Origin of the sequence: Blautia sp. MCC283, assembly GCF_018785565.1 — a bacterium.
Taxonomy (GTDB): Bacteria; Bacillota; Clostridia; order Lachnospirales; family Lachnospiraceae; genus Blautia_A.
In genome coordinates, this window is sequence record NZ_WQQB01000015.1 from 63,739 (window position 1) to 87,364 (window position 23,626).

Here is a 23,626-nt window from a genome sequence, read left to right on the forward strand (position 1 = left end):
AACTGCTACGCAGTTTATTCGTTATACACGGGAGAGATACTCTCCTGTTCTTGTGTCAATTTTCAGCTTGTCGCCCTGGTTTACAAACAGAGGAACCTGAACCTGTGCACCTGTTTCAACAGTTGCCGGTTTGGTAGCACCCTGTGCTGTATTTCCTGCAAATCCTGGCTCTGTCTCAATAACCTCAAGCTCTACGAAAAGAGGAGGCTCGATTGCGAATACCTCGCCGTTATGAGAGCAAACCTTAACCATTTCGTTATCTTTAACGAATTTCAGAGAATCGCCAACCTGATCTTTTGTAAGACCAACCTGATCATATGTCTCTGTATTCATAAAGTAGTATAAATCACCATCCTGATACAGATACTGCATATCTACACGCTCGATACGTGCAGCCGGGAATTTCTCTGTAGGACGGAAAGATTTCTCCACTACAGATCCTGTGATAATGTTTTTGTATTTTGTTCTTACAAAGGCTGCGCCTTTTCCTGGTTTTACATGCTGGAATTCAACGATCTGACATACGTTTCCATCAATTTCAAGTGTGATACCATTTTTGAAATCACCTGCTGAAATCATAAATATTTCCTCCTTAATATATGCGGTTCTTTTTCGCTATGGATTATTCTATAATACCTTTTGTCATTTTTCAACTGTTTTTTTATTTAAGCCTTTAATTTTTCTTCAATTTCTGCAATCAGTTCGTCAAAAGGCTTCACTCCTGTGACAACTTTAATGTCTGCAAACTTCTCATAAACAGGATCTCTCTGCTTGAGAAGTTTCTTGATCTTGTCCTCTTTGTTCTCAGCTCCCTCCAGTGTTGGATTGTTGCTTCCTTCCAGACGTTTGATCAGTGTTGCCGCAGATCCCTTCAGATAGATGATCGTCCCCATATTCTGAAGATATTTCTGGTTCTGCTCCTGCAGAGGCAGTCCAGCGCTGACAGAGATTACCTTACGCTCACCATCTGTAGACAGTTCTTTAACTGCCATTGTCTCCAGTGCACGATAAAACGGCTCTCCAAAGCGTTCAAATACCTCCTTTACCGACATGTTCATTTTCTTCACGATCAGTCTGTCCACGTCAATAAACGGAAGTCCCAGGTCCTTCGCCAGCCTCTTTCCAACTCGTGTCTTTCCTGAACCCATAAAGCCGATAATTACAATATGGTTCATGAATTCTTCCCCTCCTCTTTTTGGTAAAAATATAGTACTATTTTTTCCAGATAGCGTTTCAGCACAATCTGAATTTCCTCTTTTGGATGAATCGGTTTTACAAGAATCGTACGGATCCCCGCCCGCTTCGCTCCGTAAATATCCGTAAACAGCTGATCCCCCACAAAAATTGTCCGGTCAGGTTCTGTCTGGATCACCTGACAGGCTTTTTTGTAATTCTTCACAGCCGGTTTATGGGCATTTTCTATAAAATTTCCCTCTACGGCCTTGGCAAAAGGCTCTACGCGGGGTTTCTGGTTGTTGGATACAAAACAGTATCGAAACCCGATCCCCCTCAGCTTTTCAAACAGTTTCCTTGCCCGTTCATCTGCCGGTGCGCCGTGCGGGACAATGGTATTATCAATATCAAAAAGAAGCCCTCTGTATCCTTCTCTGTAAAGCTTCTCATAGTCAATTACATACGCAGAATCCAGATATTCATCCGGAAAAAAACTTCTGAACATCTATTCCACCTCAGTTTTCTTTTTCCAGGTAATCATAAAGTTCACCCAGACGGTCTTTCATTACTTCATACCCATGCTTGTAAAATCCGCTTAATGCTTCCGCATTCTGTTCCGTACGGGAAACGGTCTCGATTTCCGGTCGGATCACAAAAATATGACCTTCTTTTTCCCATTTTTCAATCAGTTCCAGGGTCTTATTATACACCTGATAACGGTTGAGCAATGTATTTAAAAGATTCGGATACTTCTTAAAAGCAGCCACATATACGGCTTTGCTTTTACCTGGTTTTTTCTTACGGTATTCCTGATTTCTGGTAAGAATGACCACATTTTTCCGGTGGCCTTTTTTCATGGCATGGATAAGAGGTATGGAATCTGCCGCCCCTCCATCCAGATACAGCTGCCCGTCTATCGTTACCATCGGGCTCATTCCCGGAATGCTGCTGGACGCTCTGCAGATATCCATAAGTCTCTGTCTGTCCTGCTTTTCGGACAGATACTCTGCTTCTCCTGTAAGACAGTTCGTCACAACCATCTCACATTCAATATCCGATTTAAAGTACTCGTCAAAATCAAATGGGAAAATCTCATTGGGATACCTGTCAAAGATCATATCCATGTCAAACAGACTTTTCTTATCCAGAATATTTTTCAGACTGATATAACGGTATTCCTTATTTTCCACGATCATACATCTTCTGGTACGCCCTACCTGCCCGGATACATAATCAATGGCATTGCAGGCGCCCGCTGATACTCCCACTACATATGGGAATTCCACTTTCTGTTCCATCAGGTAATCCAGTACTCCTGCAGTAAAAACACCTCTGTTTCCACCGCCTTCCAGTACCAGTGCTGTCTCATTATATTCTGTCATTTTCCATTGCCTTTCCTATCGCTCACCAAGAGGAATATACTCTGCTTCCGGAAGAACATTCTTATATGCAGGACGGATAATTTTATCCACATTGATAAGCTCTTCCATACGATGTGCACTCCAGCCTACAATACGTGCAATGGCAAACATCGGTGTGTAGAGTTCCAGGGGCAGATCCAGCATACTGTAAACAAATCCACTGTAAAAGTCCACATTGGCACTGACACCTTTATAGATCTTACGCTCCTCTGCAATAACCTTTGGCGCAAGGCGCTCTACCGTAGCATACAGCTGATAATCCTTCATTCTGCCTTTTTCTCTTGCAAGCTGCTCCACATACCCCTTAAATACTTCTGCACGTGGATCGGAAACAGAATAGATCGCATGTCCCATACCATAGATCAGCCCACGTTTATCAAAGGCCTCCTTGTGAAGAAGTTTCTTAAGGTAAACACTGACTTCCTCTTCATCACTGTAATCATGCACATGCTTACGCATATCATTGAACATTTTTACAACTTTGATGTTGGCGCCACCGTGTTTCGGGCCTTTCAGAGAACCCAGGGCTGCCGCAATTGCGGAATACGTATCGGTTCCGGAAGAAGAAACCACATGTGTAGTAAAGGTAGAGTTGTTACCGCCGCCATGCTCCATATGAAGGATCAGAGCAATATCCAGAATCTCCGCCTCCAGTGCCGTATATTTCTTATCCGGTCTTAAAAGGCGCAGGATATTTTCTGCTGTGGAAAGTTCCTTCTTCGGCTGATGGATATAAAGGCTCTTACCTTTCTCATAATGATTATAGGCCTGATATGCATAAACAGATAACAACGGGAAAACACTGATCAGATTGATACACTGACGGAGCACATTCTCCAGTTCAATATTATCCGGATCTTTGTCGTAGGAATAAAGTGTCAGCACACTTCTTGACAGAGCATTCATAATATCTCTGGATGGCGCCTTCATAATGATATCCCTTACAAAATTCCGCGGCAGCTGGCGCTGATTCGCAAGAATCCCGGAAAATTCATTCAGTTCTTCCTGATTCGGAAGTTTTCCGAAAAGAAGCAGATAGGTTACTTCCTCAAAACCAAAACGCCGGTCATTGATGAAGCCTTTTGTCAGATCCTTGATATCATATCCCCGGTAAGAAAGCTTACCTGCACAGGGAACCTCTTTCCCATCCACGATCTTGGTTGCCTGGACATTGGAAATCTGGGTAAGTCCCGCAAGGACACCCTTTCCATTCAGGTCACGCAAACCTCGCTTGACATCGTACTTGCCATATAAAGACAGATCCAGTTTATCATTCTCACGACAGATCTGCGTAAGTTTCTCAATCTCAGGTGTCACTTTCATGTTGAATTTGCTCATCCGTTATTTCCCCTTTCGATTTCTGTTTTATTGCTGTCCGATAACGGTCCCTCCTCATTCCCCTCTCAAGCAATTCTGGTCTTATTTCATATATCCCGGCCCTGATGACCGGGATATTTCAGATATGATTATAGCATTTTTTTCCGTTTTGGTCTATGCCGAAAATATTTGTATTGGTGATCAGACCTGCTTATATGTAGCAAAGAACTCTTTCATCTTCTTCATTGCCTTATCCAGCTGACGGATATCCGGCAGATAAACAATACGGAAATGATCCGGCTGGTTCCAGTTAAAGCCTTTACCCGGAACGATGAGAACCTGCTTGTCATGAAGGAAATCCAGGGCAAACTGCTCATCATTATAGATATTGAATTTCTCGGTATCGATCTTCGGGAATATGTAAAATGCCGCACGCGGCTTTACAGCGGAAATTCCCGGAATATCATTCAGAGCCTTATAGATAAAATCTCTCTGCTCGTAAACACGTCCGCCTGGCTGGATATACTCATTGACACTCTGATATCCGCCCAGTGCAGTCTGTACAATCGACTGTGCCGGAACATTGGAGCAAAGGCGCATGGAAGAAAGCATGTTGATTCCCTCTATATAACCTTTGGCCTTGTTCTTGGCTCCGCTTAAGATCATCCATCCGATACGGAAACCTGCGATCATATGAGACTTTGACAGTCCTGAAAATGTCACGCAGAATACATCCGGTGCAAGAGAAGCGATGGAAGTATGTTTGTATCCATCCATAACAAGGCGGTCATAGATCTCATCGGAAAAGATGATCAGCTCATGCTCTCTTGCAATGTCCGCGATCTGCTCCAGGATCTCCTTCGGATATACGGCACCTGTCGGGTTATTTGGATTGATGATAACGATCGCTTTGGTCCTTGGTGTGATCTTACTCTTGATATCCTCGATATCCGGATACCAGTCAGACTGCTCATCACAGATATAGTGGACTACATTTCCTCCTGCCAGTGTGGCAGTTGCCGTCCACAGGGGATAATCCGGAGCCGGGATCAGGATCTCATCCCCGTTATCCAGAAGTGCCTGCATACAGAGATTGATCAGCTCACTGACACCATTTCCTGTATAAATATCATTGATGGTAACTCCCGGGATCCCGCGAAGCTGGGCATACTGCATGATTGCCTTTCTTGCGGAAAAAATACCCTTGGAATCGGAATATCCCTGTGAAGTACGTACATTACTAAGCATATCCAGGATCACTTCCTGCGGTGCGGAAAATCCAAACGGATACGGGTTACCGATATTCAGCTTCAGGATCTCCATCCCATCTTCTTCCATTCTGGCAGCCTCATCCACAACCGGTCCACGCACGTCATACAATACATTATCAAGCTTTGATGATTTCCCGAATGTTCTCATAAAAACCACTCCTCTTCTCATTTTCACTATTATTTAACCATTTTATTTTCATAGTCAAAAAATATCTATTTCTATATCTTCTCACATTTGTGCTTTCAACGCAAGAAATAAAAATTTTAAAAATTTTAATTTAGCACTTCCCTTTTTTAGCAGGTTAATGTATAATAGCACTCGAATTTAGTTTTCAAACACAATTTAATACGTGATGAGGAGGAAACAACAATGTCTTACACAGAAGAAGTTTATGAAAGAGTTGTAGCACAGAATCCTGGCGAGCCAGAATTCCATCAGGCAGTTAAGGAAGTTCTCGATTCCCTTAAAGTCGTAATTGACAAAAATGAGGAAGAGTATCGTAAACTTTCCATCCTTGAGCGTCTTGTAGAGCCAGAGAGGATCATCTCCTTCAAAGTACCGTGGATCGATGATAACGGAACTGTACAGGTTAACAAGGGATATCGTGTTCAGTTCAACAGCGCCATCGGACCATACAAAGGCGGCTTAAGATTCCATCCTTCTGTAAATCAGGGTATCCTGAAATTCCTTGGTTTTGAGCAGACCTTTAAAAACTCTCTTACAGGCCTTCCGATCGGCGGTGGAAAAGGTGGCTCCAACTTCGATCCTAAGGGTAAATCTGACAGAGAGGTTATGGCATTCTGCCAGAGCTTTATGACAGAACTTTGCAAATATATCGGCGCAGATACAGATGTTCCGGCTGGTGATATCGGTGTCGGCGGACGTGAGATTGGATATCTCTTCGGACAGTACAAGAGAATCCGTGGTCTCTATGAGGGTGTCCTCACAGGTAAAGGCCTCTCCTTCGGCGGTTCACTGATCCGTACAGAGGCTACTGGTTACGGTGTTGTATACATGCTCAACGAGATCGCAAAAGCACACAACGACTCCGTAGCAGGAAAAACAATTGTTGTAACAGGTTCTGGTAACGTAGCTATTTACGCTGTTGAGAAAGCTACTCAGCTTGGTGCCAAAGTTGTTGCAATGAACGACTCCAACGGATATATCTACGATCCGAATGGAATCAACCTTGACGTTGTAAAAGACATCAAAGAAGTTAAACGTGGACGTATCAAAGAGTACGCTGACCGTGTTGAGGGTGCTACTTACACAGAGGGACTTGGCATCTGGAACATCAAATGTGATATCTATCTTCCATGTGCTACTCAGAACGAGCTTGGTCTTGACGGAGCTAAAACACTGGTTGCAAACGGCTGCAAATATGTCGTTGAGGGTGCTAACATGCCTACTACTCTTGATGCAACAACATACCTTCAGGAGAACGGTGTTCTCTTCATGCCTGGTAAAGCCGCAAACGCTGGCGGTGTTGCCACATCCGCACTGGAGATGAGCCAGAACTCCATGAGACTTTCCTGGACAAGAGAAGAGGTTGATGAGAAACTTCACAACATCATGATCGACATCTTCCACAAAGCTGATGACGCTGCTAAACGTTACGGTATGGAAGACAACTATGTTGTAGGTGCAAACATCGCCGGCTTCGAAAAAGTTGTTGACGCTATGAAAGCTCAGGGTATTGTTTAATTTAAGTTTCCTGAATCATTAACATAAATTATAACAGGGACCGCAGAGGAATTTTCCCCATGCGGTCCCTGTTTTTTTATATGTTATTATGAGTTTTCAGTTGATCAGTTTCTTCAGCTCATCCATAAAGGTACTGACATCTTTAAACTCTCTGTACACAGACGCAAAGCGTACATATGCCACCGCATCCAGATCCTTCAGATGCTCCATAACGATCTCTCCGATCTTGGTACTGCTGATCTCACGGTCTTCTGACCGGAAAATATCTCCTTCTATGGAATCGATCATCTCTTCCACTCTCTCAATGGGAATAGGGCGCTTATAGCAGGCACGAAGAACACCATCCTGGATCTTGGAACGTTTATAACTTTCCCGGTTCTGATCCTTCTTGATCACAGTCAGTGGAATCGTTTCCACCTTCTCATAAGTTGTAAAACGCTTTCCGCAGGCATCACAGAGACGGCGGCGGCGGATGGAATTAGTATCCTCTACAGGTCTGGAATCTACAACTCTTGTATTATCCTGGTTACAGAACGGACATCTCACGGAACTCTCCCCCTTTCCGGATCAGTAAATCATTACTAAATTTGTTTTTATTATAAAATAAATGCATATAATGTGTCAATAATCGGACTTGCATAAATTTTACAGATTTTCCATAAAATCATACCAGGTGATGAATTTATGCGCATCTGTGATCTGAAACAAAAAGAAGTGATCAATATCCATACCTGCCGCAGCCTTGGCTGTCCTCTTGATGTGGAATTCTGCTGTGAAACCGCCCGGCTGAAAGCCCTGATCATGCCGGAACCCGGGAAATTCTGCTGGTGTTTTTCAAGAGAAAGTGAATGCATCATCCCCTGGGACTGCATCCGCCAGATTGGTGAAGATATCATCCTTGTTGATTTCCGTGATGAAAAACGGCTGGGAGGAGACTGAACCGACTACATTTGTCAAGGCCCTTTATTTTTTATATTTTCCCCGGAAAAGTATATTTCAACCGCCCTCTGAGAATCATCTTAATGTACTGACAAGACAAGGAGGATTCTAAGATGGCACTGAATAAAGTTGAAATCTGCGGAGTAAATACCTCAACGCTTCCTGTTCTCAACCAGGAAGAAAAGGAGGAGCTCTTCAAAAGAATCAAAGCTGGCGATGAAGAAGCCAGAGAATTGTACATCAAAGGCAATCTGCGGCTTGTTTTAAGCGTGATCCGCCGTTTTCAGAACAGCAGTGAAAATCCAGATGACCTTTTTCAGATCGGCTGTATCGGCCTGATCAAAGCAATCGATAATTTTGATACCACCCTTCAGGTAAAGTTTTCTACCTATGCAGTTCCTATGATCGTCGGTGAGATCCGAAGATATCTCCGGGATAACAACAGCATACGGGTCAGCCGCTCTCTGCGGGATATCGCCTACAAAACCATCTACACCAGGGAAAACTATATGCGGCAGCATCTCAAAGAGCCTACCATCGCGGAGATCGCTGATGAGATCGGCATTGACAAGGAAATGATCGTCTATGCCATGGATGCGATCCAGAGCCCGGTGAGCCTTTTTGAGCCGGTGTATTCCGAAGGAGGAGATACTCTCTATGTCATGGATCAGATCAGCGACAAAAAGAACCGGGAGGAAAACTGGGTGGAAGATATTTCTCTCCGGGACGCCATGAACCGGCTGGGAGAACGGGAACGACACATTATTGATCTCCGCTTCTACGAAGGAAAAACCCAGATGGAAGTTGCCGATGAGATCGGGATCTCCCAGGCCCAGGTCAGCCGCCTGGAAAAACATGCCCTTCGCAGTATGCGGAATTATCTCAGGAATTAACCAAAACGCTATACCAGACAGATAAAACCATCTGCATTGACTATGTAACCCATAACAAAATCATTGCGGCAGAATATACACCGGCACTCTTTTATAAAACTTTTTATAAAATAATGTCCGTTACCCTGCCGCATTTTTTTATGTTGATTCCATGTCTATACCCGCATAAAACGGGCATTCACAGGCAACTTCTGTTTTCTGTTATTTCAGCGCTTTCTCAATTTCTTCGATCACGATCCGAAGTGCTTTCAGCCTTGCATATTTTTTGTCTACCGATTCCAGGATATGCCATGGCGCATAAACAGTACTGGTCTTTTGCAGCATTTCATCCACTGCGGTTTCATACTGATCCCATTTTTCACGGTTTCTCCAGTCCTCATCTGTGATCTTCCACTGTTTTTCCGGATTGTTCTGGCGGTCATTAAATCTTGCAAGCTGGGTATCTTTATCAATGTGGACCCAGAATTTCACGATCACAGCACCCCAGTCGGAAAGTTCCTTCTCGAATTCATTGATCTCATTGTATGCACGTCTCCAGTCGTTCTCACTGCAAAAACCTTCCAGTCTTTCCACCATCACTCTTCCATACCAGGTCCGGTCAAATATGGCAATGTGTCCATCTTTAGGCAACCTTGTCCAGAAACGCCACAGATAATGACGGGCTTTTTCATGAGGTTCCGGGCTGGCGATGGGATGTACCTCAAAACCACGGGGATCAAGAGCTTCCGTGATCCTCTTGATATTTCCGCCTTTTCCGGCAGCATCCCAGCCTTCATAGGTGATGATCACCGGCACTCTTTTGCGGTAGAGCCGATTATGCAGGCTTCCGAGCTTCGCCTGGAGTTCTTTAAGCTCTGCCTTGTACTCTTCGTCTCCCACTTCTTTTCCATCCAGAGGGATCTCGCTTAATTTCGGCATCTCCACCAGAGGAAAAACATTCTGGAGAATCGGCACAGCATGTTTGCTGTTCTCCATGGCAACCTCGATGTTGCTGATCATGGTTTCCAGTACCTGTAATTCCGCCCATTTCCGGTCACTGGCATCTACGATATACCACGGAGCAGAAGAAGTGTTGGTATCCTGCATATACTGGTCAAAAACTTTTCTGCATTTCTTGTAGTGATCATTCTGCCAGAGATCGTATTCATTCACTCTCCATCGGGTATCTTTGCTTTCCAGAAGGATGCCCATACGTTTCTCCTGATCTTTCCGGTCGATCTGCATAAAGAATTTCAGAAGTACGTATCCGTTATCCGTCAGCTGCCGTTCAAATCTGCGGATGCTGTCAACCCGTTTTACATAATCATCCCCTTTCAGTTTTTTGTCCATGCGCTCCCGGCAGGTCTGATCCATCCATCCGGAATCCAGGAATGTAAATTTACCGGCTTCCGGGATCTCCTTAAAATACCGGTAAAGAAATGGTTTCCGAAGGTCCTCTTCTGTAGGCGCTGACATAGTTGCGACTTTAAAAAAACGGGGATCGATATTCTTGATCACTTTACTTATGGTACTGCCTTTTCCGGAAGCTCCCCAGCCTTCAAACAACACGATCACCGGAATCTTATGCTCCTTTAGAGCCATCTGCAGCTCATATAATCTGGTTCTTGCAGCACTTAAACGCACTTTGATATCCTCTTTTTCCGGAATCTGTTCCGGGTTCCAGTTTTTTAACATCTGCATCGTCCTTCCTCGAATTTTTTGAATATTCTTATTATACCACAGGAGTCCCTGTTTTACGACGAATTTTACATAGATTTAACGCATCATTCCGAAAAAATATCCATATTGCACAATTGTAACTCTTGTTAAACAGCTAAAAATATTTTTTAACCTATTGACATTTTGATCTTCTCTTCATACAATATAGGCACTGTTCGTTATTTTTTTAACTCGTAGTCAAACGGATATTCGCAACCCCGCAGGGGACTTCCTTGATTCGGTTAAAACAGCACAAAAAAGCTGCCCCAAGCAGCAAATCTCAAGGAGCCGATCATGAAACTTACAGAAGAACTTCTGAAAGAAATGGAAAAGAAAAAAGAACTCTACGGTGACGGCATCATCATGCCGGATGGAGATTACCGCCTAATCCAGGACGGACATTTGAAGACCCTTATGGCCCTTTTACCATATACGGAAAATGAAATCTGGAAAATGATCCCGGATGATGATTCCGCTCTTTTCTGGCTGGTAGAAAAAACAGGCTGCGTGCTGACAGATGTCAATTCCACCATCGGAATGAAAATGACCCCTGCACAGCAGAAAACTTACGAAGCGCTTTCCAGCCGTGGGATCGTCTCTAATGAATATTATGATCTTACCAGGCAGCGGGAAAAAGCCCGCGCCCAGCATTCTGCAAAGCAGAACATATAGATTACGTAAATGTTCTCAATACGCATTTACCCCATAATTCCATATACTCAAAAAGCAAAAGCTGCCTTCCGGAACCATAAGCCTCAAACAGGCCCATAACTCCGGTGGCAGCTTTTATTATTTATATCTTTCAGTCGTCATATCCTTCCAGGAAGGAATGTTTCACGCCGTCTTTTTTATAGGCAATGACTGTATGAAGATTCACGTTTTCCACACTTCGGAAAATATTACTTTCAATATGGGGATTTACCTTCTTAAGCTCCGCAATGAGATTTTTGATCTCCATTCGCTTGGAAACACTGGTGCCGTCTGTACGGCAGGTAGTACAGGTATCAGTGAACTTGCAGGCACACTGGATAAAATGCAGGTCATTGTAGTCTCTCCAGTGCTTGATATCTGCCTCACGGATCAGATACATGGGGCGGATCAGCTGCATCCCCTCGAAGTTTGTGCTGTGGAGTTTCGGCATCATAGTCTGTACCTGTGCTCCATAAAGCATTCCCATCAGGATCGTCTCGATCACATCATCATAGTGATGGCCAAGAGCGATCTTGTTGCATCCAAGTTCCTTTGCCTTACTGTAAAGATATCCTCTTCGCATACGGGCGCAGAGATAACACGGAGATTTTTCCACATTGTAAACTGCATCAAAGATCTCAGTCTCAAACACTGTGATAGGAATTCCGAGAAGTTTGGCGTTGTATTCGATCACCGCACGGTTGGCCTCATTATATCCCGGGTCCATCACAAGAAATACCAGTTCAAAAGGAAACTTGTTATGACGTTTCAGTTCCTGGAACAGTTTTGCCATCAACATGGAATCCTTACCGCCGGAAATACAGACCGCGATCTTATCTCCCGGTTTCACCAGTTCATAGTCATTGATCCCTCTGGCGAATCTGGAAAACAGCTGCTTGTGGAATTTCTTGCGGATGCTCAGCTCGATATCTTTCCGGCGCTGTTCCATTGCCTCATTTTCCGTTTCTTCACTGTCCCCTTTCTTGGACTCTTTCTGCATCTGCTGAAAAAGCCATCCTGTATATCCGCCTTTCAGACTCCGTGCGGGAATTCCCTTTTCCCGGAGCATCCCTGCCCCTTCCTGGCTGAAAAGTCCTCTGGTACAGTAAAGAACCGGGATTTTATCCCCTTTCAGTTCTTCTGCCCGTTCTTCCAGTTCCTGTTCCGGAACAGAAATCGCTCCCGGGATCATTCCATATTCCACAGTTACTTTATCACGGGTATCTACCAGAAGATATTTTTCCCGTTCCTTCTCTATTTCATCAAAAGAAATCTCCAGTGTTTCTTCACTCATGCTGTTTTTATTCCTTTCCTTACAGCTCCTCCCTGATCGTGCCGTCACAGGCAATGGTCACTACCTGCCATGGGATCATCTTTCCGCTTCGCTCCATGGCACGGATCACTGCATTCTCGATGCCTCCGCAGCAGGGAACTTCCATGCGGACGATACGGATACTCCGGATGGAATTATTTCCTATGATCTCTGCAAGCTTATCTGCATAATCTCCCTCATCCAGTTTGGGGCATCCGATCAGCGTCACATGATCTTTCATGAATTTCTCATGAAAACCTGCATAAGCGTAGGCAGTACAGTCTGCCGCGATCAGAAGCTGTGCATTTTCAAAATATGGTGCATTGACAGGAACCAGTTTGATCTGTACGGGCCACTGGGCAAGACGGCTTGTCTGTTCCCCTGCATTTTGGGGAACTTCTTTCTGCTCTGCCTGCACCGGCGGTTCCTGCTTTTTATTAAGGCTTCTTGCCATACTTCCGGGGCACACGTGTGGCTTCCCTGCTGGCATCGAGGCCTCTGTTTTCTTAAGCTTCATTCTTTTTTCCACTGCCTCCGCGTCATAATCTGCGGCTTCCCGCTCTATAATGCGGATCGCATCGGCAGGGCAGGCCGGAAGACAGTCTCCCAGTCCGTCACAGTAATCATCCCGGATCAGTTTCGCCTTGCCACTAGCCATGACAATAGCTCCTTCGTGGCAGGCAGCTGTGCAGGCACCACAGCCGTTGCATTTCTCTTCGTCAATGTGTACGATCTTTCTTATCATGATATCATCTCTCCCTGATTTTTATATTTCTGCAAATGTTTTTGTTTTCACTGACATCATACAAAAATCCCGGAGATTCTTCGGTAACATATGTTACCTTACAGATATAACTCCATTTTTTCCTGATCTTTCACAAGGATCTGACGCCTGTCAAGTTCCAGGATTCCTTCTTCCTGCATCTTTCCCAGTTCTCTGGAAAGAGACGGCCTGGTAATGTTTAAATAATCCGCCATCTCTTCTCTGGAAAGATTCATGTGGATCTGTCCTTCACTGTCCTGGCATTCCACAAGGAAACGAACGATCCGCTCCCGGAGACTGCCGCTTCCAAGGATCCGAAGCTTCCGGTTCATATTGTAAGCCTTCCCGGCAAAAACCTCAAGAAGATTTTCCCGAAGTTTCCGGCTTAAACTATTTTCTTCCCTGTCTGTAAAGATCCGGCTGCTCATGATCAGAACGGAAACCTGCGTCAGCGCTTCCACATACATATCATAGGAAGCTTTCTCCATAAAGGCATAAACCTCCCCGAACAGAGCCCCTGGATTTTCCAGCTGCGCCAGAAGGATCCTTTTTCCGGAAAATGTCTCTTTTGCGATGATCACACTTCCGTTAAGAAGCATGTAAACCGAATCCGGCCGGTCTGTTTCCTGAAAGATCCGCTCCCCTCTGGAATAAGTCCGTACCGTTCCTTCCTGCTCCATGAGGTTTAGGAGTTCTTTTTCTTCCAGGTTTCTGCAGAGCCGGCTTTGTCTTAAAATGGCCACCCATTCTTCTCTTCTTTTTTCTTCCACTTTTTCACCTCATCTCTGTACAGGTTTTTATCACATTTCTGCAATCTCTGTCAACTCCCGTGAACTTCATAGGTTACCAGCCTGTACTTTTTTCTGAAAATCAGTTATAATATTTTTTGTTTATAAAAAATTCTACCAAGGAGGATACCGGAAATGAAAACACAGAATCAGACTATGCTTTCTGAGAATACACTGACATCCCGGCCCACAGATATTATCGCGGGATTTCCTGTACGTCCCGGTTTTTTTGAATTAAATGGCGCTACTCCCCTTTCCAACGGAGTCAACTTTACCACACATACCCGTCACGGTACATCCTGCGAGCTTCTTCTTTTCCACTCCGGAGAAGAGGAGCCTTTCGCAGTTCTTCCTTTTCCCAATGCCTGTCGTATCGGTGATGTCTATTCCATGATCGTCATGGGACTGGACATCGAAGACCTGGAATACGGCTACCGCATCGACGGTCCTTATGAACCGGAAAAAGGCCATATCTTCGATAAGACAAAAGTTCTTCTTGATCCTTATGCCAAAGCCGTTGCCGGTCAGCGCGAATGGGGACAGCAGAAGATTGGAAGCTATCACGCCCGTGTGGTACGCGATTCTTTCGACTGGGAAGACATGCCTCAGTCCACCCGTAAGATCAGTGACCTGATCATCTACGAACTTCATGTCCGCGGATTTACACAGGACGCTTCTTCCGGTGTCACACACCCGGGAACTTTTGCCGGTCTTCGTGAAAAGATTCCTTACCTCAAAGAACTGGGAATCAATGCGGTGGAGCTGATGCCTATCTTCGAGTTCGACGAGAACATGAATGCCCGTACCGTAAACGGCAAGCGTCTTCTGGAATACTGGGGATACAATTCCGTTAACTTCTTTTCCCCAAACACCAGCTATGCTTCCAAGGCAGAACATAACTGTGAGGGAACCGAACTGAAGGAACTGATCCGTGAGCTCCACGAAAATGGAATCGAAGTAATTCTTGATGTCGTATTCAACCACACTGCCGAAGGAAATGAACTTGGAAAAACTTTCTGCTTTAAAGGATTTGACAATAAAGTTTATTATATGCTGACTCCGGAAGGAAATTACTACAATTTCAGCGGATGTGGAAACACTCTGAACTGTAATCATCCGATCGTGCGTCAGATGATCCTGGAGTGTTTACGTTACTGGACCATCAACTACCGCGTGGATGGTTTCCGTTTCGACCTTGCAAGTATCCTGGGACGTCATGAGGACGGTTCCCCTCTTAACAACCCGCCACTTCTGGAACTTCTTGCTTACGATCCGGTTCTTCGAAATGTCAAGCTGATCGCAGAGGCCTGGGATGCCGGCGGACTGTATCAGGTTGGTTCTTTCCCTGCCAGCCGCAGATGGGCTGAGTGGAACGGCCGTTACCGTGACTGCCTCCGTTCTTTCCTGAAGGGAGATTTCTGGAACGCCTGGGACGCTGCATGGAGCATTTCCGGTTCCGGTGACCTGTATGGCGGTTTTTATTCCGATCACAATGACAACTATGCAGGATACAATTCCTGCGTCAATTTCCTCACCTGTCACGACGGATTCACCATGTACGATCTCTATTCCTACAACGAGAAACACAACGAGGCAAACGGCTGGAACAACACAGATGGTTCCAACGACAACCGCAGCTGGAACTGTGGAGAAGAGGGTGATTCCACCAATCCGGAAGTCCTTTCCCTCCGCTTCCGCATGATCCGAAACGCCTGCGCGGTACTGATGTCCAGCCGCGGAACCCCGATGTTCCTTGCAGGTGACGAATTCGGAAACACCAAACACGGAAACAACAACACCTACTGCCAGGATAACGAAACTTCCTGGATCAACTGGAATCTTCTGGAGAAAAATCACGATCTTTTCGAATTTTTCAAATATATGATCCAGTTCCGAAAAGACCACCCTGTCATCTCCCGCAAGCTTCCAAACGCAGTATGCGGTATGGAAAACATACACACCCATAACATTGATGCAAGGGATGTGACCATCCCAAGAGATGCCCACACCTTCGCCGTAAGCTTTGCAGGTTATGATAAGAGCAAAGGCGCCGATGACCTGATCTACATCGTTATCAACGCATACTGGGAAGATGTAACGGTTACGCTTCCGGAACTTGCACGCCCTGGTGCATGGTATCTCTGTGTCAACACATTTGGGGACGGAGATGGCCGTTATTTCTATGAAGAAAGCCAGGAGCCACGTATTGAGCACGATTTCTGCATGCGGCCCAGATCCGTTGCCATCTTTACCGGTCGTAATTATTAAAATTCATATCAGGGACAAAATCTTTTTTGTCCTTGTCCGAAAGAAATGGAGTATTTTGAATGGAATTAAAAAACAGAACTTTGTCCAATTTCGCAGAACTTGTGGAAACCGGTGAATGCAAAAAATTCCGCGGCCGTCTGAAAACGGGCATTGACCTTGGTACTGCCAACACCGTTCTTGCTGTCGTTGACCGGAACAACCGTCCCATCGCCGGAATTTCCGCACCGTCCCATGCCATTCAGGATGGTGTGATCGTTAATTATTACGAATCCGTCCAGCTTGTAACAAAGCTTAAAAATGAACTGGAAGAAAAGCTTGGCACAGAACTTACCTACGGTGCAGCTGCCATCCCTCCTGGTGTTTCGGAAGGCAGTGTCAAAAGCATCGGTTATGTCCTGGAAGGTGCAGGTTTTGAGGTTACCAATATCGTAGACGAGCCTACCGCTGCCGCTGCTGTCCTCAAAATTACAGACGGCGCCGTTGTAGATGTGGGCGGCGGTACAACCGGCATCAGTATCCTGAAAGATGGCAAAGTCATTTACACAGACGATGAGGCTACCGGAGGCAGCCATATGACCATGACTGTGGCCGGACACTATAAAATCCCTTATGAGGAAGCGGAAATTTTAAAGACCACTCCGGAAAAAGAAGATGAAATTTTTCCTGTAATCAAGGCAACCGTTGAAAAAATGGCTGTTATTACCGAAAAATTTCTCCATGGTTATCAGGTTCCGGCTGTTTACGTTGTAGGCGGATCTTCCATGTTTAAAGAATTTACAACCGTTTTTGAGAAGAAACTGAAACTTCCTGTGTACAGACCTGTACATCCTCTTCTCGTTACACCCCTTGGCATCGCATATCACTGTGAACTGCCCAAAATATGATTGATTCCTAAAATGATCATCTCTCTGCTTTGTATGTAAAAACTGACCAGAAGGCTGTATAACAGGCCCCTGGTCAGTTTTTACATTCATTTATATACATATCGGTTAATGTTCTGTCAGTTATCTTTCATAATCTTATCAATCGTATTGATCAAAGCTTCCGCACTGACAGGTTTTGCCAGATATCCATTCATACCGGCTTCGTAAGATTTTTCTCTGTCTTCCTCAAACGCATTTGCCGTCATTGCAACAATCGGTACAGACGCTGTTTCTCTGTTTTTTAATGAACGAATCTGTTTTGCAGCTTCATAGCCATTCATAACAGGCATCTGGATGTCCATCAGGATCAGATCATACTGTCCCGGAACCGCCTGTTCCATTTTTTTGACTGCTTCCACACCATCATTGGCTGTCTCGACCATAAAGCCTGCATCTTCCAAAATGGTCTGTGCGATCTCCTGATTCAGTTCGTTGTCCTCTACCAGAAGAATTCTTTTTCCATTGTAAATCCATTCCCTTTTTTCCGGTTCTTTTGTTTTCGGAACAGGATTTGTAAGCAATTCGCGTAGCTGCGACATAAACAGTGGCTTTTCGCAGAAGGCAGTTACACCTGCTTCTTTTGCTTCCTCTTCTATATCTGACCAGTCATATGCAGTCAGTATGATGATCGGGCTGCTGTCCCCGATAACCCGTCGGATACGTCTTACCGTTTCAATTCCGTTCATATCCGGCATCAGCCAGTCAATGATATATGCGTAAAATTCATCACCCATTTCCATGGAATGCTTTGCCCGGATCACCGCTTCCTTCCCGGAAACCGTCCATTCTGACCGCATACCTATTTCTGTCAGCATGCCGGAAATGCTGAGACAGGTATCTGTATCATCGTCTGCGACCAGAACTTTAAGACCCTGAAGCTGTTCGATCTTTTCGTAGCTTTTTGCTTCGCCACATAATTTAAAGGTCAGATTTACCGTAAATTCACTACCCTGTCCCTCTTCACTTTTTACTGTGATGGTACCTCCCATCATATCTACAATATTCTTGGTGATTGCCATTCCAAGGCCGGTTCCCTGGATCCCGCTTACCGTTGAGGTTTCTTCTCTGGTAAAAGATTCAAATATATGTTCCTGAAACTCCGGCTTCATGCCGATTCCGGTATCCCGGATAATAAACTGATAGTTTCCATATCCTGTCGGTGCAGATTTCAGCTGCCGGATCCTTAAACTGATCGTTCCACCGGTCCTGTTAAATTTGATACCATTACTCAGAATGTTCAGCAGGATCTGCGTCAGCCTCAATTTGTCCGCAATGATATCTTCATTTTTTACATCTACGGTATCGATCAGAAAATCCAGCTGCTTGGAAGTAATATTGGGCTGCACGATAGTACGTATGTCGTGGAGCAGCTCCGGAAGATGCAGCGGATTCTCATTGATCTTTACCTTTCCGCTCTCAATCCTGCTCATATCCAGGATATCATTGATCAGCGAAAGCAGATGTTCACTGGAGGTTGATATTTTGGAAAGGTATTCTTTTACCTTCTCCTTATTGTCCACATGAGAAGCAGCAAGGGATGTAAAACCAATGATAGCATTCATAGGTGTTCGGATATCATGGGACATATTATTCAAAAATGTAGTTTTTGCAGAGTTTGCACTTTCCGCATGCATCAGGGCAGTTTCCAGTTCATGATGGCTCTCTTTCAGCTTCTGGTTCAGTTCATAAGACTGTCTGGCTGCCTTTTTGGCTTTTGTCTCTGCGCTCCTGGCTTTCTGCAGGATACCAAGGATCACCAGCAATACTGCCAGAAATACACAGATAAACACAGTTGCCACCGCCAACAGATTCTCCTTTATGAAATCCAGCAGAGTAACTTTCCGGGAAGCATTATCGTAGGCAGACAGTGCACCTGTAAGTTTGGATGTAGGCATAGACTTCAAAGTCTTATTCATGATCGACAGAAGAACGGAATTTCCCCGGCTGACTGCAAAGGATATATTGTCCGGCTGTGTCAGAAAAACACTGTAAAGCTTTTTGTCATTGACATACTCTGTCGCCCGGCCTGAACTGGAAAGAAAACAGTCTGCCTTTTTATCCTGTACGGCTTTTCTTGCATCCTCAAAGGAATCATACTCCATAATTTTCCATGTCGGATAATTATAGGAAATAAACCATTTTAAATTCAGATCACTTTTCGGTATAGCAACGCTGTTTTCTTCATTTTCATCAAAGGATCTTTTACCGGTCACTGCTGCCAGACTGGAAACAAGGACCGTATTGGACAGGGCCATGTCATTTTGTTCTGCAGCATAAGGGTTCTGGCTGGTATGAAAGATCATGTCGATCCTGCCGTCTTTTAATGCCTGGATCAGTTCTTCCTGGGAGTCAAAGCCTTCTATATTAAACTTCAGGCTGCTGTTTCCCAGACAGTCCACTGCATATTTAATATAATCGTTGATCACACCCGTCATTTCACCACTTTCTTTGTCAAAAGTACTGAAACTCTGGTCGTTATTCAGAAATCCCACACCTATCTCACCGTGCTGTTCCAGCCATTCCTTTTCTTCACTGGAAAGGACGGCAACAGACTGTGCAGAAAGATATCTCTGGTAAAGTTCATCGTCGTAAAATGGTTTATCATACTCCATGGAACGCATGGCTGCATCCAGTTCTTCTTTCAGATCCGGACGGTCTTTGCTGATGCCATAATAAATATCAGAGCCACCGATCGTCACAACCGCTGACATTCCGGCTTCAACCCAGGCAGGAGTCTCTGTAGATATCACTCCGTCAATCTCCCGATTCCCGGCCATTTTTTTCGCCCGTTCAAAGCTGTCCACATCCAAATGCTGTGTCTTTATATTCTGCTTTTCTTCCCATTCGCGAAACTGAGTTCCCTGTACGCTCTCTTCCATTACCGCGATCCTTTTGCCATTCAGGGTAGAAAGATCTGACGGAGAAATATCCGTATTTGTAAGATCTGCATACAGATAATATTTTTCTTTTCCCATGGGGAGATCTGAGAACAGCATCGTCTCAGCACGTTCATCGGTATAGGAAAGTGCAGCCATCAGGTCGATCTCGCCATTTTGGAGCTTTTCCACAAGCTCTCCCCAGTCGCCTTTTATATATTCGTAATTCCAGCCTGTATAGGCGGCAACTGCCTGTTCGTATTCATAACCATATCCGCTTCGTTCACCATTTTCACCGGTAATATGATAGGAATCCGGATACCAACCTACCCTGACTGTTTTCGATTCTGTATCTGTCTTCGTTTCCGAAGCAGCCACAGGAACCGGAAGTACTGTAAAGATCATCAGCAGACATAATGCCAGCCCCACATGTCTGCATAAAGTTCTCCTGCTCTTATTCATACTTTTTCCTCGATAATATCGTATTTTTTGTCAAACTCTCCCGCTGTTTCGTTTCCCCGGACGGGTTCTGCGGTTTTCCAGGAGACAGACGACTTCGACTGTGTTTTCTTCGGGCATACGAATTCTTGTCCCTTTACAATCTCCATAATACACCGGAAACGCAAGATCAATATGTTCAATGCGCGAACCCTGACCTGTCCCATTATTAACAGTTTCATTCTTCAATTCAATCTTCTCAATAAATGTATTCATAAATTCTTTCTTTTCCATATCTGTCATTTTATCATACAGTATATCAAAATCCAGAAGAAATTCATACAGTTTTTTACCCGTAATTTCTTTCCCGTAAGATGCCCCAATCTTAGCATCAATATCTTTCATCGCCTCCTCAAACTCTGCCACCTTATCATACAGGTTATCCTGCATATCCTGGTATTTTCTCGTATAATGCTTATCCCCAGTATCCAGGCGATCCAACATCTGTATCAGTTTCAGTTTCGACCCTTGTACCTGTTTCAGTTGTTTCTGCAGCTGCTCCCTCTCAGTTTCCAAAGCAGAAACATCCACCTTCTCTTCCAGTTTCTCCTGCACAAACTTTCGGAACTCATCCCCCGCAACCATATACCGGATAAATTCCTCTACTTCTGCATTAAACATTTTCTGGTTCAGCATCGGCTTGTAGTCACAAATCTTTCCATCAACTTTTTTCTGTGATGGCATCTGTAATAAAATGTATCTTTGTATTCCCCAGTTTTCTTATTCTGCCGTCGCTGAACAGTTCCACTCATTCCACCGCCGCAAAGAGGACATCTGATTAATCCAGTTAAAATATGTTCATGCTCCAGACTATGAGTTTTAACAAATCTAACCCCCGTCCTCTTCCTTTTCTCTCTCGCCGCCTCCCACGTCTCTTCATCCACAATCGCCTCATGCAGTCCATCTGCCAGCAGGTAATCATCAGTCTTCACACGCCGATATTCATCCCTCGTTCCCTTCACCTTCTCCGTAACATTCTTCCCGTAAGCAATCTTCCCAATATAAACCGGATTATCCAAAATCTTCATGATCAGTCCTCTGGCAAAATAGTTCAGCTCATGCCCCCTGACCTTTTTCTTCGTATAACCTCTCTGGTTCAGATAATTACAGATAGCATCTGCCCCCATATCCGTATGCACAAACTTGTCATAAATAATCCGCACAATCTCCGCTTCTTCCTCATTCACCACCAGAGTGCTGTTCTTTGAATCCAGATCATACCCGAAAGGAGCCTGTCCGCCATTCCATTTTCCCTCTCTGGCCTTCTGCTTTCTTCCTTCCATTGTCTGGACCAGAATATTCTCCCTTTCAATCTCAGCCACTGCCGACAGCACCGTAATGGTCAGCTTGCCGGAATCCTTAGAGGAATCAATCCCATCCTCCACACAGACCAAGTTCACACCATAATCCTGGATAAACTGCAGGGAGTTTAAAACATCTGCTGCATTCCTTCCAAAACGTGACAGCTTAAACACCAGAATAAACGCCACCCCGTCACGTTCCTCAGACGCGTCCTGCAGCATCCGCTGAAACTCCGGTCTGCCTGTAATACTCTTTCCGGACTTTCCTGCATCACAGTATTCCCTGACCACTTCCATTTCTTTATAGTCCGCATACTTCCGAAGCCGCTCTGTCTGTGCTTCCAGACTGTATCCCTCTGTCTGAGCCGCTGTAGAAACACGGGTATATATGTAACATTTCTTTCTCAAATCTTCACCTCATTTCGGTTGCCCATCGTCATACGGTTGCCGTACATAAAATATATCGGAATCACCAGTCTGCGCCAACTCGCAGAACGACCAAAAAAACTGCCCCAAAATCCACCTTCTCCTATGCGGTTTCCATAGCACAAAAAGACCGGCAGCCCCAAAAGACCACCGGCACACTCGATCACTTCCCCTGCAGCTGTGCATTTTTCTCCTCAATCTCCCCCAGAACCACATCCCCGTACTTCTGGATCATCCTTGCCAGAAACTCTGCACACTTTTCCATGTTTAGCCTGGCCTGTTTCTCCGTCAGTCTGCCGGTATCGATCAGTTCAATTTTTCCCATAGCCAAAAACCACCTCCTACTGTTCCAAGGAGTCCTGGTCCCTGATTTTTTGACTTTCCGGACAAAAAAATAAACCCGCTGCCATCCACAGATTTCTCCGCAAACAGCAACAGGTTTCCCCTGATCATTTATTTACTTTATCATCCGTTCAATACCATCGGTCATACGGATTCCCACGCACCCTCTTTGTCTCTGGTGCCTTCTCAATACTCTTTTCAGCTTCTTCCCTCGTTGCAAACAGCCTGTGAGCCTTCACCTGTATTCCGCCGCCCGTATCTGTAAAACGTACCAGGAACATCCCGCCGGAACACCTGCGGATCTCCACTTCTCGCACATACCTGTTTGATTCTACAATATATGCAGTATCCCCGACTTTCATAAAATCACACTCCTGCACTCAAAACATCCTTCATCCTCACCAGAACAGGAAGCACCTGCCCGTCAGCAAATCTCCGTTCAAAAGAACCATTGGAAAAATGATCTTCTCTCAGCAGCATTGTCAGCAACGCCGTACAAAGTTCATAATCCGCTCCCGGAACACGTTTCAGTTCCTCATTACAGTCAATCGGCTCCGTAATCATGTAATCCCCATAATTTGTTTTCAAATCTCCTATTGTCTTTAACAGATCTGCATACAGATTCTCTTGTGGATTCTTTAATTCCAATATTTCCTGAATTTTTCGTAGTTTCTCTGACTTTGTCAATGCTATACACCACCTTGATAAACACTCGAATATATGTTCTTTATATTTTAACATATACCCAATAATTATTCTAGCGCAAAATATATTCATGTAATATCCACAACAGCAAGGTTTCGTTGCGACTACGAAATTGATACAATTTAACGGTGCACACCCTTGTGAACACCCCTGTTCGCCTTTCGTTAAATAATTAAAATAGGCTACTCTTTTGCATATTTCTGATCAGCCTGTTTCTTCCATAAAAAAAGAGACATTGACATAATTTGATCAATATCTCTTCTGCTGCTTTGCTGAGACATATTCTTCCGACTGGATATACTCTCTCAGGGAAGCAT

The 23,626-nt window shown here is 44.7% G+C and carries 21 protein-coding genes and 1 pseudogene; 6 read left to right on the forward strand and 16 right to left on the reverse strand.

Features of this window, described 5'->3' with window-relative positions:
* Positions 1-21: 21 nt before the first annotated feature.
* From efp to GPK81_RS04575, 6 genes are all read right to left on the reverse strand, one after another.
* Positions 22-579: an elongation factor P gene (efp, locus tag GPK81_RS04550; RefSeq protein ID WP_021976812.1), complete on the reverse strand. Its 558-nt coding sequence runs from the start codon at positions 577-579 to the stop codon at positions 22-24.
* A gap of 86 nt (positions 580-665) precedes the next feature.
* Positions 666-1,175 (reverse strand): shikimate kinase, encoded by a 510-nt coding sequence (locus tag GPK81_RS04555; protein WP_021976811.1) that lies wholly within the window; start codon positions 1,173-1,175, stop codon positions 666-668.
* Complete coding sequence (locus GPK81_RS04560; RefSeq protein ID WP_021976810.1) at positions 1,172-1,678, reverse strand: YqeG family HAD IIIA-type phosphatase; 507 nt, start codon at positions 1,676-1,678, stop codon at positions 1,172-1,174. The genes GPK81_RS04555 and GPK81_RS04560 overlap by 4 nt, the downstream gene beginning before the upstream one ends.
* 10 nt (positions 1,679-1,688) lie before the next feature.
* Entirely contained in the window at positions 1,689-2,555 is an 867-nt protein-coding gene (locus tag GPK81_RS04565; protein WP_021976809.1) for a patatin-like phospholipase family protein, read from the reverse strand.
* A gap of 15 nt (positions 2,556-2,570) precedes the next feature.
* On the reverse strand, positions 2,571-3,932 hold the full coding sequence (locus tag GPK81_RS04570; protein WP_021976808.1) for a citrate/2-methylcitrate synthase: 1,362 nt from the start codon (positions 3,930-3,932) through the stop codon (positions 2,571-2,573).
* A gap of 180 nt (positions 3,933-4,112) precedes the next feature.
* A complete protein-coding gene (locus GPK81_RS04575) occupies positions 4,113-5,330 on the reverse strand; it encodes an aminotransferase class I/II-fold pyridoxal phosphate-dependent enzyme (protein ID WP_021976807.1) in 1,218 nt (405 codons plus the stop codon).
* A gap of 222 nt (positions 5,331-5,552) precedes the next feature.
* On the opposite strand from GPK81_RS04575, the gene gdhA reads away from it, so the two are divergent.
* Entirely contained in the window at positions 5,553-6,887 is a 1,335-nt protein-coding gene (gdhA, locus tag GPK81_RS04580) for an NADP-specific glutamate dehydrogenase (protein ID WP_021976806.1), read from the forward strand.
* A 96-nt stretch (positions 6,888-6,983) separates the two neighbouring features.
* Here the strand turns inward: gdhA and nrdR are convergent, their stop codons facing one another.
* Entirely contained in the window at positions 6,984-7,433 is a 450-nt protein-coding gene (nrdR, locus tag GPK81_RS04585; protein WP_021976805.1) for a transcriptional regulator NrdR, read from the reverse strand.
* 138 nt (positions 7,434-7,571) lie between these two features.
* On the opposite strand from nrdR, the gene GPK81_RS04590 reads away from it, so the two are divergent.
* Both GPK81_RS04590 and sigG read left to right on the forward strand, forming a co-directional pair.
* Positions 7,572-7,826, forward strand: a complete 255-nt coding sequence (locus GPK81_RS04590) for a YlmC/YmxH family sporulation protein (RefSeq protein ID WP_021976804.1) — start codon at positions 7,572-7,574, stop codon at positions 7,824-7,826.
* Positions 7,827-7,939: 113 nt separating this feature from the next.
* Positions 7,940-8,719 carry an RNA polymerase sporulation sigma factor SigG gene (sigG, locus tag GPK81_RS04595; protein ID WP_021976803.1) on the forward strand — a complete coding sequence of 260 codons (780 nt, stop codon included), beginning with the start codon at positions 7,940-7,942 and terminating at the stop codon, positions 8,717-8,719.
* 201 nt (positions 8,720-8,920) lie between these two features.
* Here the strand turns inward: sigG and pap are convergent, their stop codons facing one another.
* Positions 8,921-10,393 (reverse strand): polyphosphate:AMP phosphotransferase, encoded by a 1,473-nt coding sequence (gene pap, locus GPK81_RS04600; RefSeq protein ID WP_118063124.1) that lies wholly within the window; start codon positions 10,391-10,393, stop codon positions 8,921-8,923.
* A 318-nt stretch (positions 10,394-10,711) separates the two neighbouring features.
* On the opposite strand from pap, the gene GPK81_RS04605 reads away from it, so the two are divergent.
* The gene (locus GPK81_RS04605; RefSeq protein WP_021976801.1) at positions 10,712-11,089 is read left to right on the forward strand and encodes a hypothetical protein; all 378 of its coding nucleotides are present in this window, start codon (positions 10,712-10,714) and stop codon (positions 11,087-11,089) included.
* Positions 11,090-11,219: 130 nt separating this feature from the next.
* On the opposite strand, the gene GPK81_RS04610 is transcribed toward GPK81_RS04605, so the two are convergent.
* The 3 genes from GPK81_RS04610 to GPK81_RS04620 form a co-directional block, all read right to left on the reverse strand.
* On the reverse strand, positions 11,220-12,401 hold the full coding sequence (locus tag GPK81_RS04610) for an ATP-binding protein (RefSeq protein WP_021976800.1): 1,182 nt from the start codon (positions 12,399-12,401) through the stop codon (positions 11,220-11,222).
* A gap of 19 nt (positions 12,402-12,420) precedes the next feature.
* Positions 12,421-13,164 (reverse strand): ATP-binding protein, encoded by a 744-nt coding sequence (locus GPK81_RS04615; protein ID WP_021976799.1) that lies wholly within the window; start codon positions 13,162-13,164, stop codon positions 12,421-12,423.
* A 98-nt stretch (positions 13,165-13,262) separates the two neighbouring features.
* Positions 13,263-13,952 carry a Crp/Fnr family transcriptional regulator gene (locus GPK81_RS04620; RefSeq protein ID WP_021976798.1) on the reverse strand — a complete coding sequence of 230 codons (690 nt, stop codon included), beginning with the start codon at positions 13,950-13,952 and terminating at the stop codon, positions 13,263-13,265.
* 153 nt (positions 13,953-14,105) lie between these two features.
* Between GPK81_RS04620 and GPK81_RS04625 the strand changes: the two genes are divergently transcribed.
* Together GPK81_RS04625 and eutJ are read left to right on the forward strand one after the other, a co-directional pair.
* Positions 14,106-16,238 (forward strand): glycogen debranching protein, encoded by a 2,133-nt coding sequence (locus GPK81_RS04625; RefSeq protein WP_215706614.1) that lies wholly within the window; start codon positions 14,106-14,108, stop codon positions 16,236-16,238.
* Positions 16,239-16,297: 59 nt separating this feature from the next.
* Positions 16,298-17,122, forward strand: a complete 825-nt coding sequence (gene eutJ, locus GPK81_RS04630) for an ethanolamine utilization protein EutJ (RefSeq protein WP_021976796.1) — start codon at positions 16,298-16,300, stop codon at positions 17,120-17,122.
* 116 nt (positions 17,123-17,238) lie between these two features.
* Here eutJ and GPK81_RS04635 read toward each other — a convergent pair whose 3' ends face one another.
* From GPK81_RS04635 to GPK81_RS04655, 5 genes and pseudogenes are all read right to left on the reverse strand, one after another.
* Complete coding sequence (locus GPK81_RS04635) at positions 17,239-20,499, reverse strand: response regulator (protein ID WP_215706615.1); 3,261 nt, start codon at positions 20,497-20,499, stop codon at positions 17,239-17,241.
* A gap of 30 nt (positions 20,500-20,529) precedes the next feature.
* Positions 20,530-22,244: pseudogene (locus tag GPK81_RS18655) on the reverse strand (recombinase family protein).
* Positions 22,245-22,425: 181 nt separating this feature from the next.
* Complete coding sequence (locus GPK81_RS04645; RefSeq protein ID WP_173733182.1) at positions 22,426-22,587, reverse strand: hypothetical protein; 162 nt, start codon at positions 22,585-22,587, stop codon at positions 22,426-22,428.
* 148 nt (positions 22,588-22,735) lie between these two features.
* Positions 22,736-22,966, reverse strand: coding sequence for a hypothetical protein (locus GPK81_RS04650; protein WP_021650484.1), 231 nt, complete (start codon positions 22,964-22,966; stop codon positions 22,736-22,738).
* A 4-nt stretch (positions 22,967-22,970) separates the two neighbouring features.
* Positions 22,971-23,291: a DUF6508 domain-containing protein gene (locus tag GPK81_RS04655; RefSeq protein WP_044960788.1), complete on the reverse strand. Its 321-nt coding sequence runs from the start codon at positions 23,289-23,291 to the stop codon at positions 22,971-22,973.
* Positions 23,292-23,626: the final 335 nt, after the last annotated feature.

Bases quoted from the DNA above. Each gene is read 5' to 3' on its own strand.
- efp (WP_021976812.1), bottom strand. From the start codon at position 579: ATGATTTCAGCAGGTGATTTCAAAAATGGTATCACACTTGAAATTGAT.
- GPK81_RS04555 (WP_021976811.1), bottom strand. From the start codon at position 1,175: ATGAACCATATTGTAATTATCGGCTTTATGGGTTCAGGAAAGACACGA.
- GPK81_RS04560 (WP_021976810.1), bottom strand. From the start codon at position 1,678: ATGTTCAGAAGTTTTTTTCCGGATGAATATCTGGATTCTGCGTATGTA.
- GPK81_RS04565 (WP_021976809.1), bottom strand. From the start codon at position 2,555: ATGACAGAATATAATGAGACAGCACTGGTACTGGAAGGCGGTGGAAAC.
- GPK81_RS04570 (WP_021976808.1), bottom strand. From the start codon at position 3,932: ATGAGCAAATTCAACATGAAAGTGACACCTGAGATTGAGAAACTTACG.
- GPK81_RS04575 (WP_021976807.1), bottom strand. From the start codon at position 5,330: ATGAGAACATTCGGGAAATCATCAAAGCTTGATAATGTATTGTATGAC.
- gdhA (WP_021976806.1), top strand. From the start codon at position 5,553: ATGTCTTACACAGAAGAAGTTTATGAAAGAGTTGTAGCACAGAATCCT.
- GPK81_RS04590 (WP_021976804.1), top strand. From the start codon at position 7,572: ATGCGCATCTGTGATCTGAAACAAAAAGAAGTGATCAATATCCATACC.
- sigG (WP_021976803.1), top strand. From the start codon at position 7,940: ATGGCACTGAATAAAGTTGAAATCTGCGGAGTAAATACCTCAACGCTT.
- pap (WP_118063124.1), bottom strand. From the start codon at position 10,393: ATGTTAAAAAACTGGAACCCGGAACAGATTCCGGAAAAAGAGGATATC.
- GPK81_RS04605 (WP_021976801.1), top strand. From the start codon at position 10,712: ATGAAACTTACAGAAGAACTTCTGAAAGAAATGGAAAAGAAAAAAGAA.
- GPK81_RS04610 (WP_021976800.1), bottom strand. From the start codon at position 12,401: ATGAGTGAAGAAACACTGGAGATTTCTTTTGATGAAATAGAGAAGGAA.
- GPK81_RS04615 (WP_021976799.1), bottom strand. From the start codon at position 13,164: ATGATAAGAAAGATCGTACACATTGACGAAGAGAAATGCAACGGCTGT.
- GPK81_RS04625 (WP_215706614.1), top strand. From the start codon at position 14,106: ATGAAAACACAGAATCAGACTATGCTTTCTGAGAATACACTGACATCC.
- eutJ (WP_021976796.1), top strand. From the start codon at position 16,298: ATGGAATTAAAAAACAGAACTTTGTCCAATTTCGCAGAACTTGTGGAA.
- GPK81_RS04635 (WP_215706615.1), bottom strand. From the start codon at position 20,499: ATGAATAAGAGCAGGAGAACTTTATGCAGACATGTGGGGCTGGCATTA.
- GPK81_RS04645 (WP_173733182.1), bottom strand. From the start codon at position 22,587: ATGGGAAAAATTGAACTGATCGATACCGGCAGACTGACGGAGAAACAG.
- GPK81_RS04650 (WP_021650484.1), bottom strand. From the start codon at position 22,966: ATGAAAGTCGGGGATACTGCATATATTGTAGAATCAAACAGGTATGTG.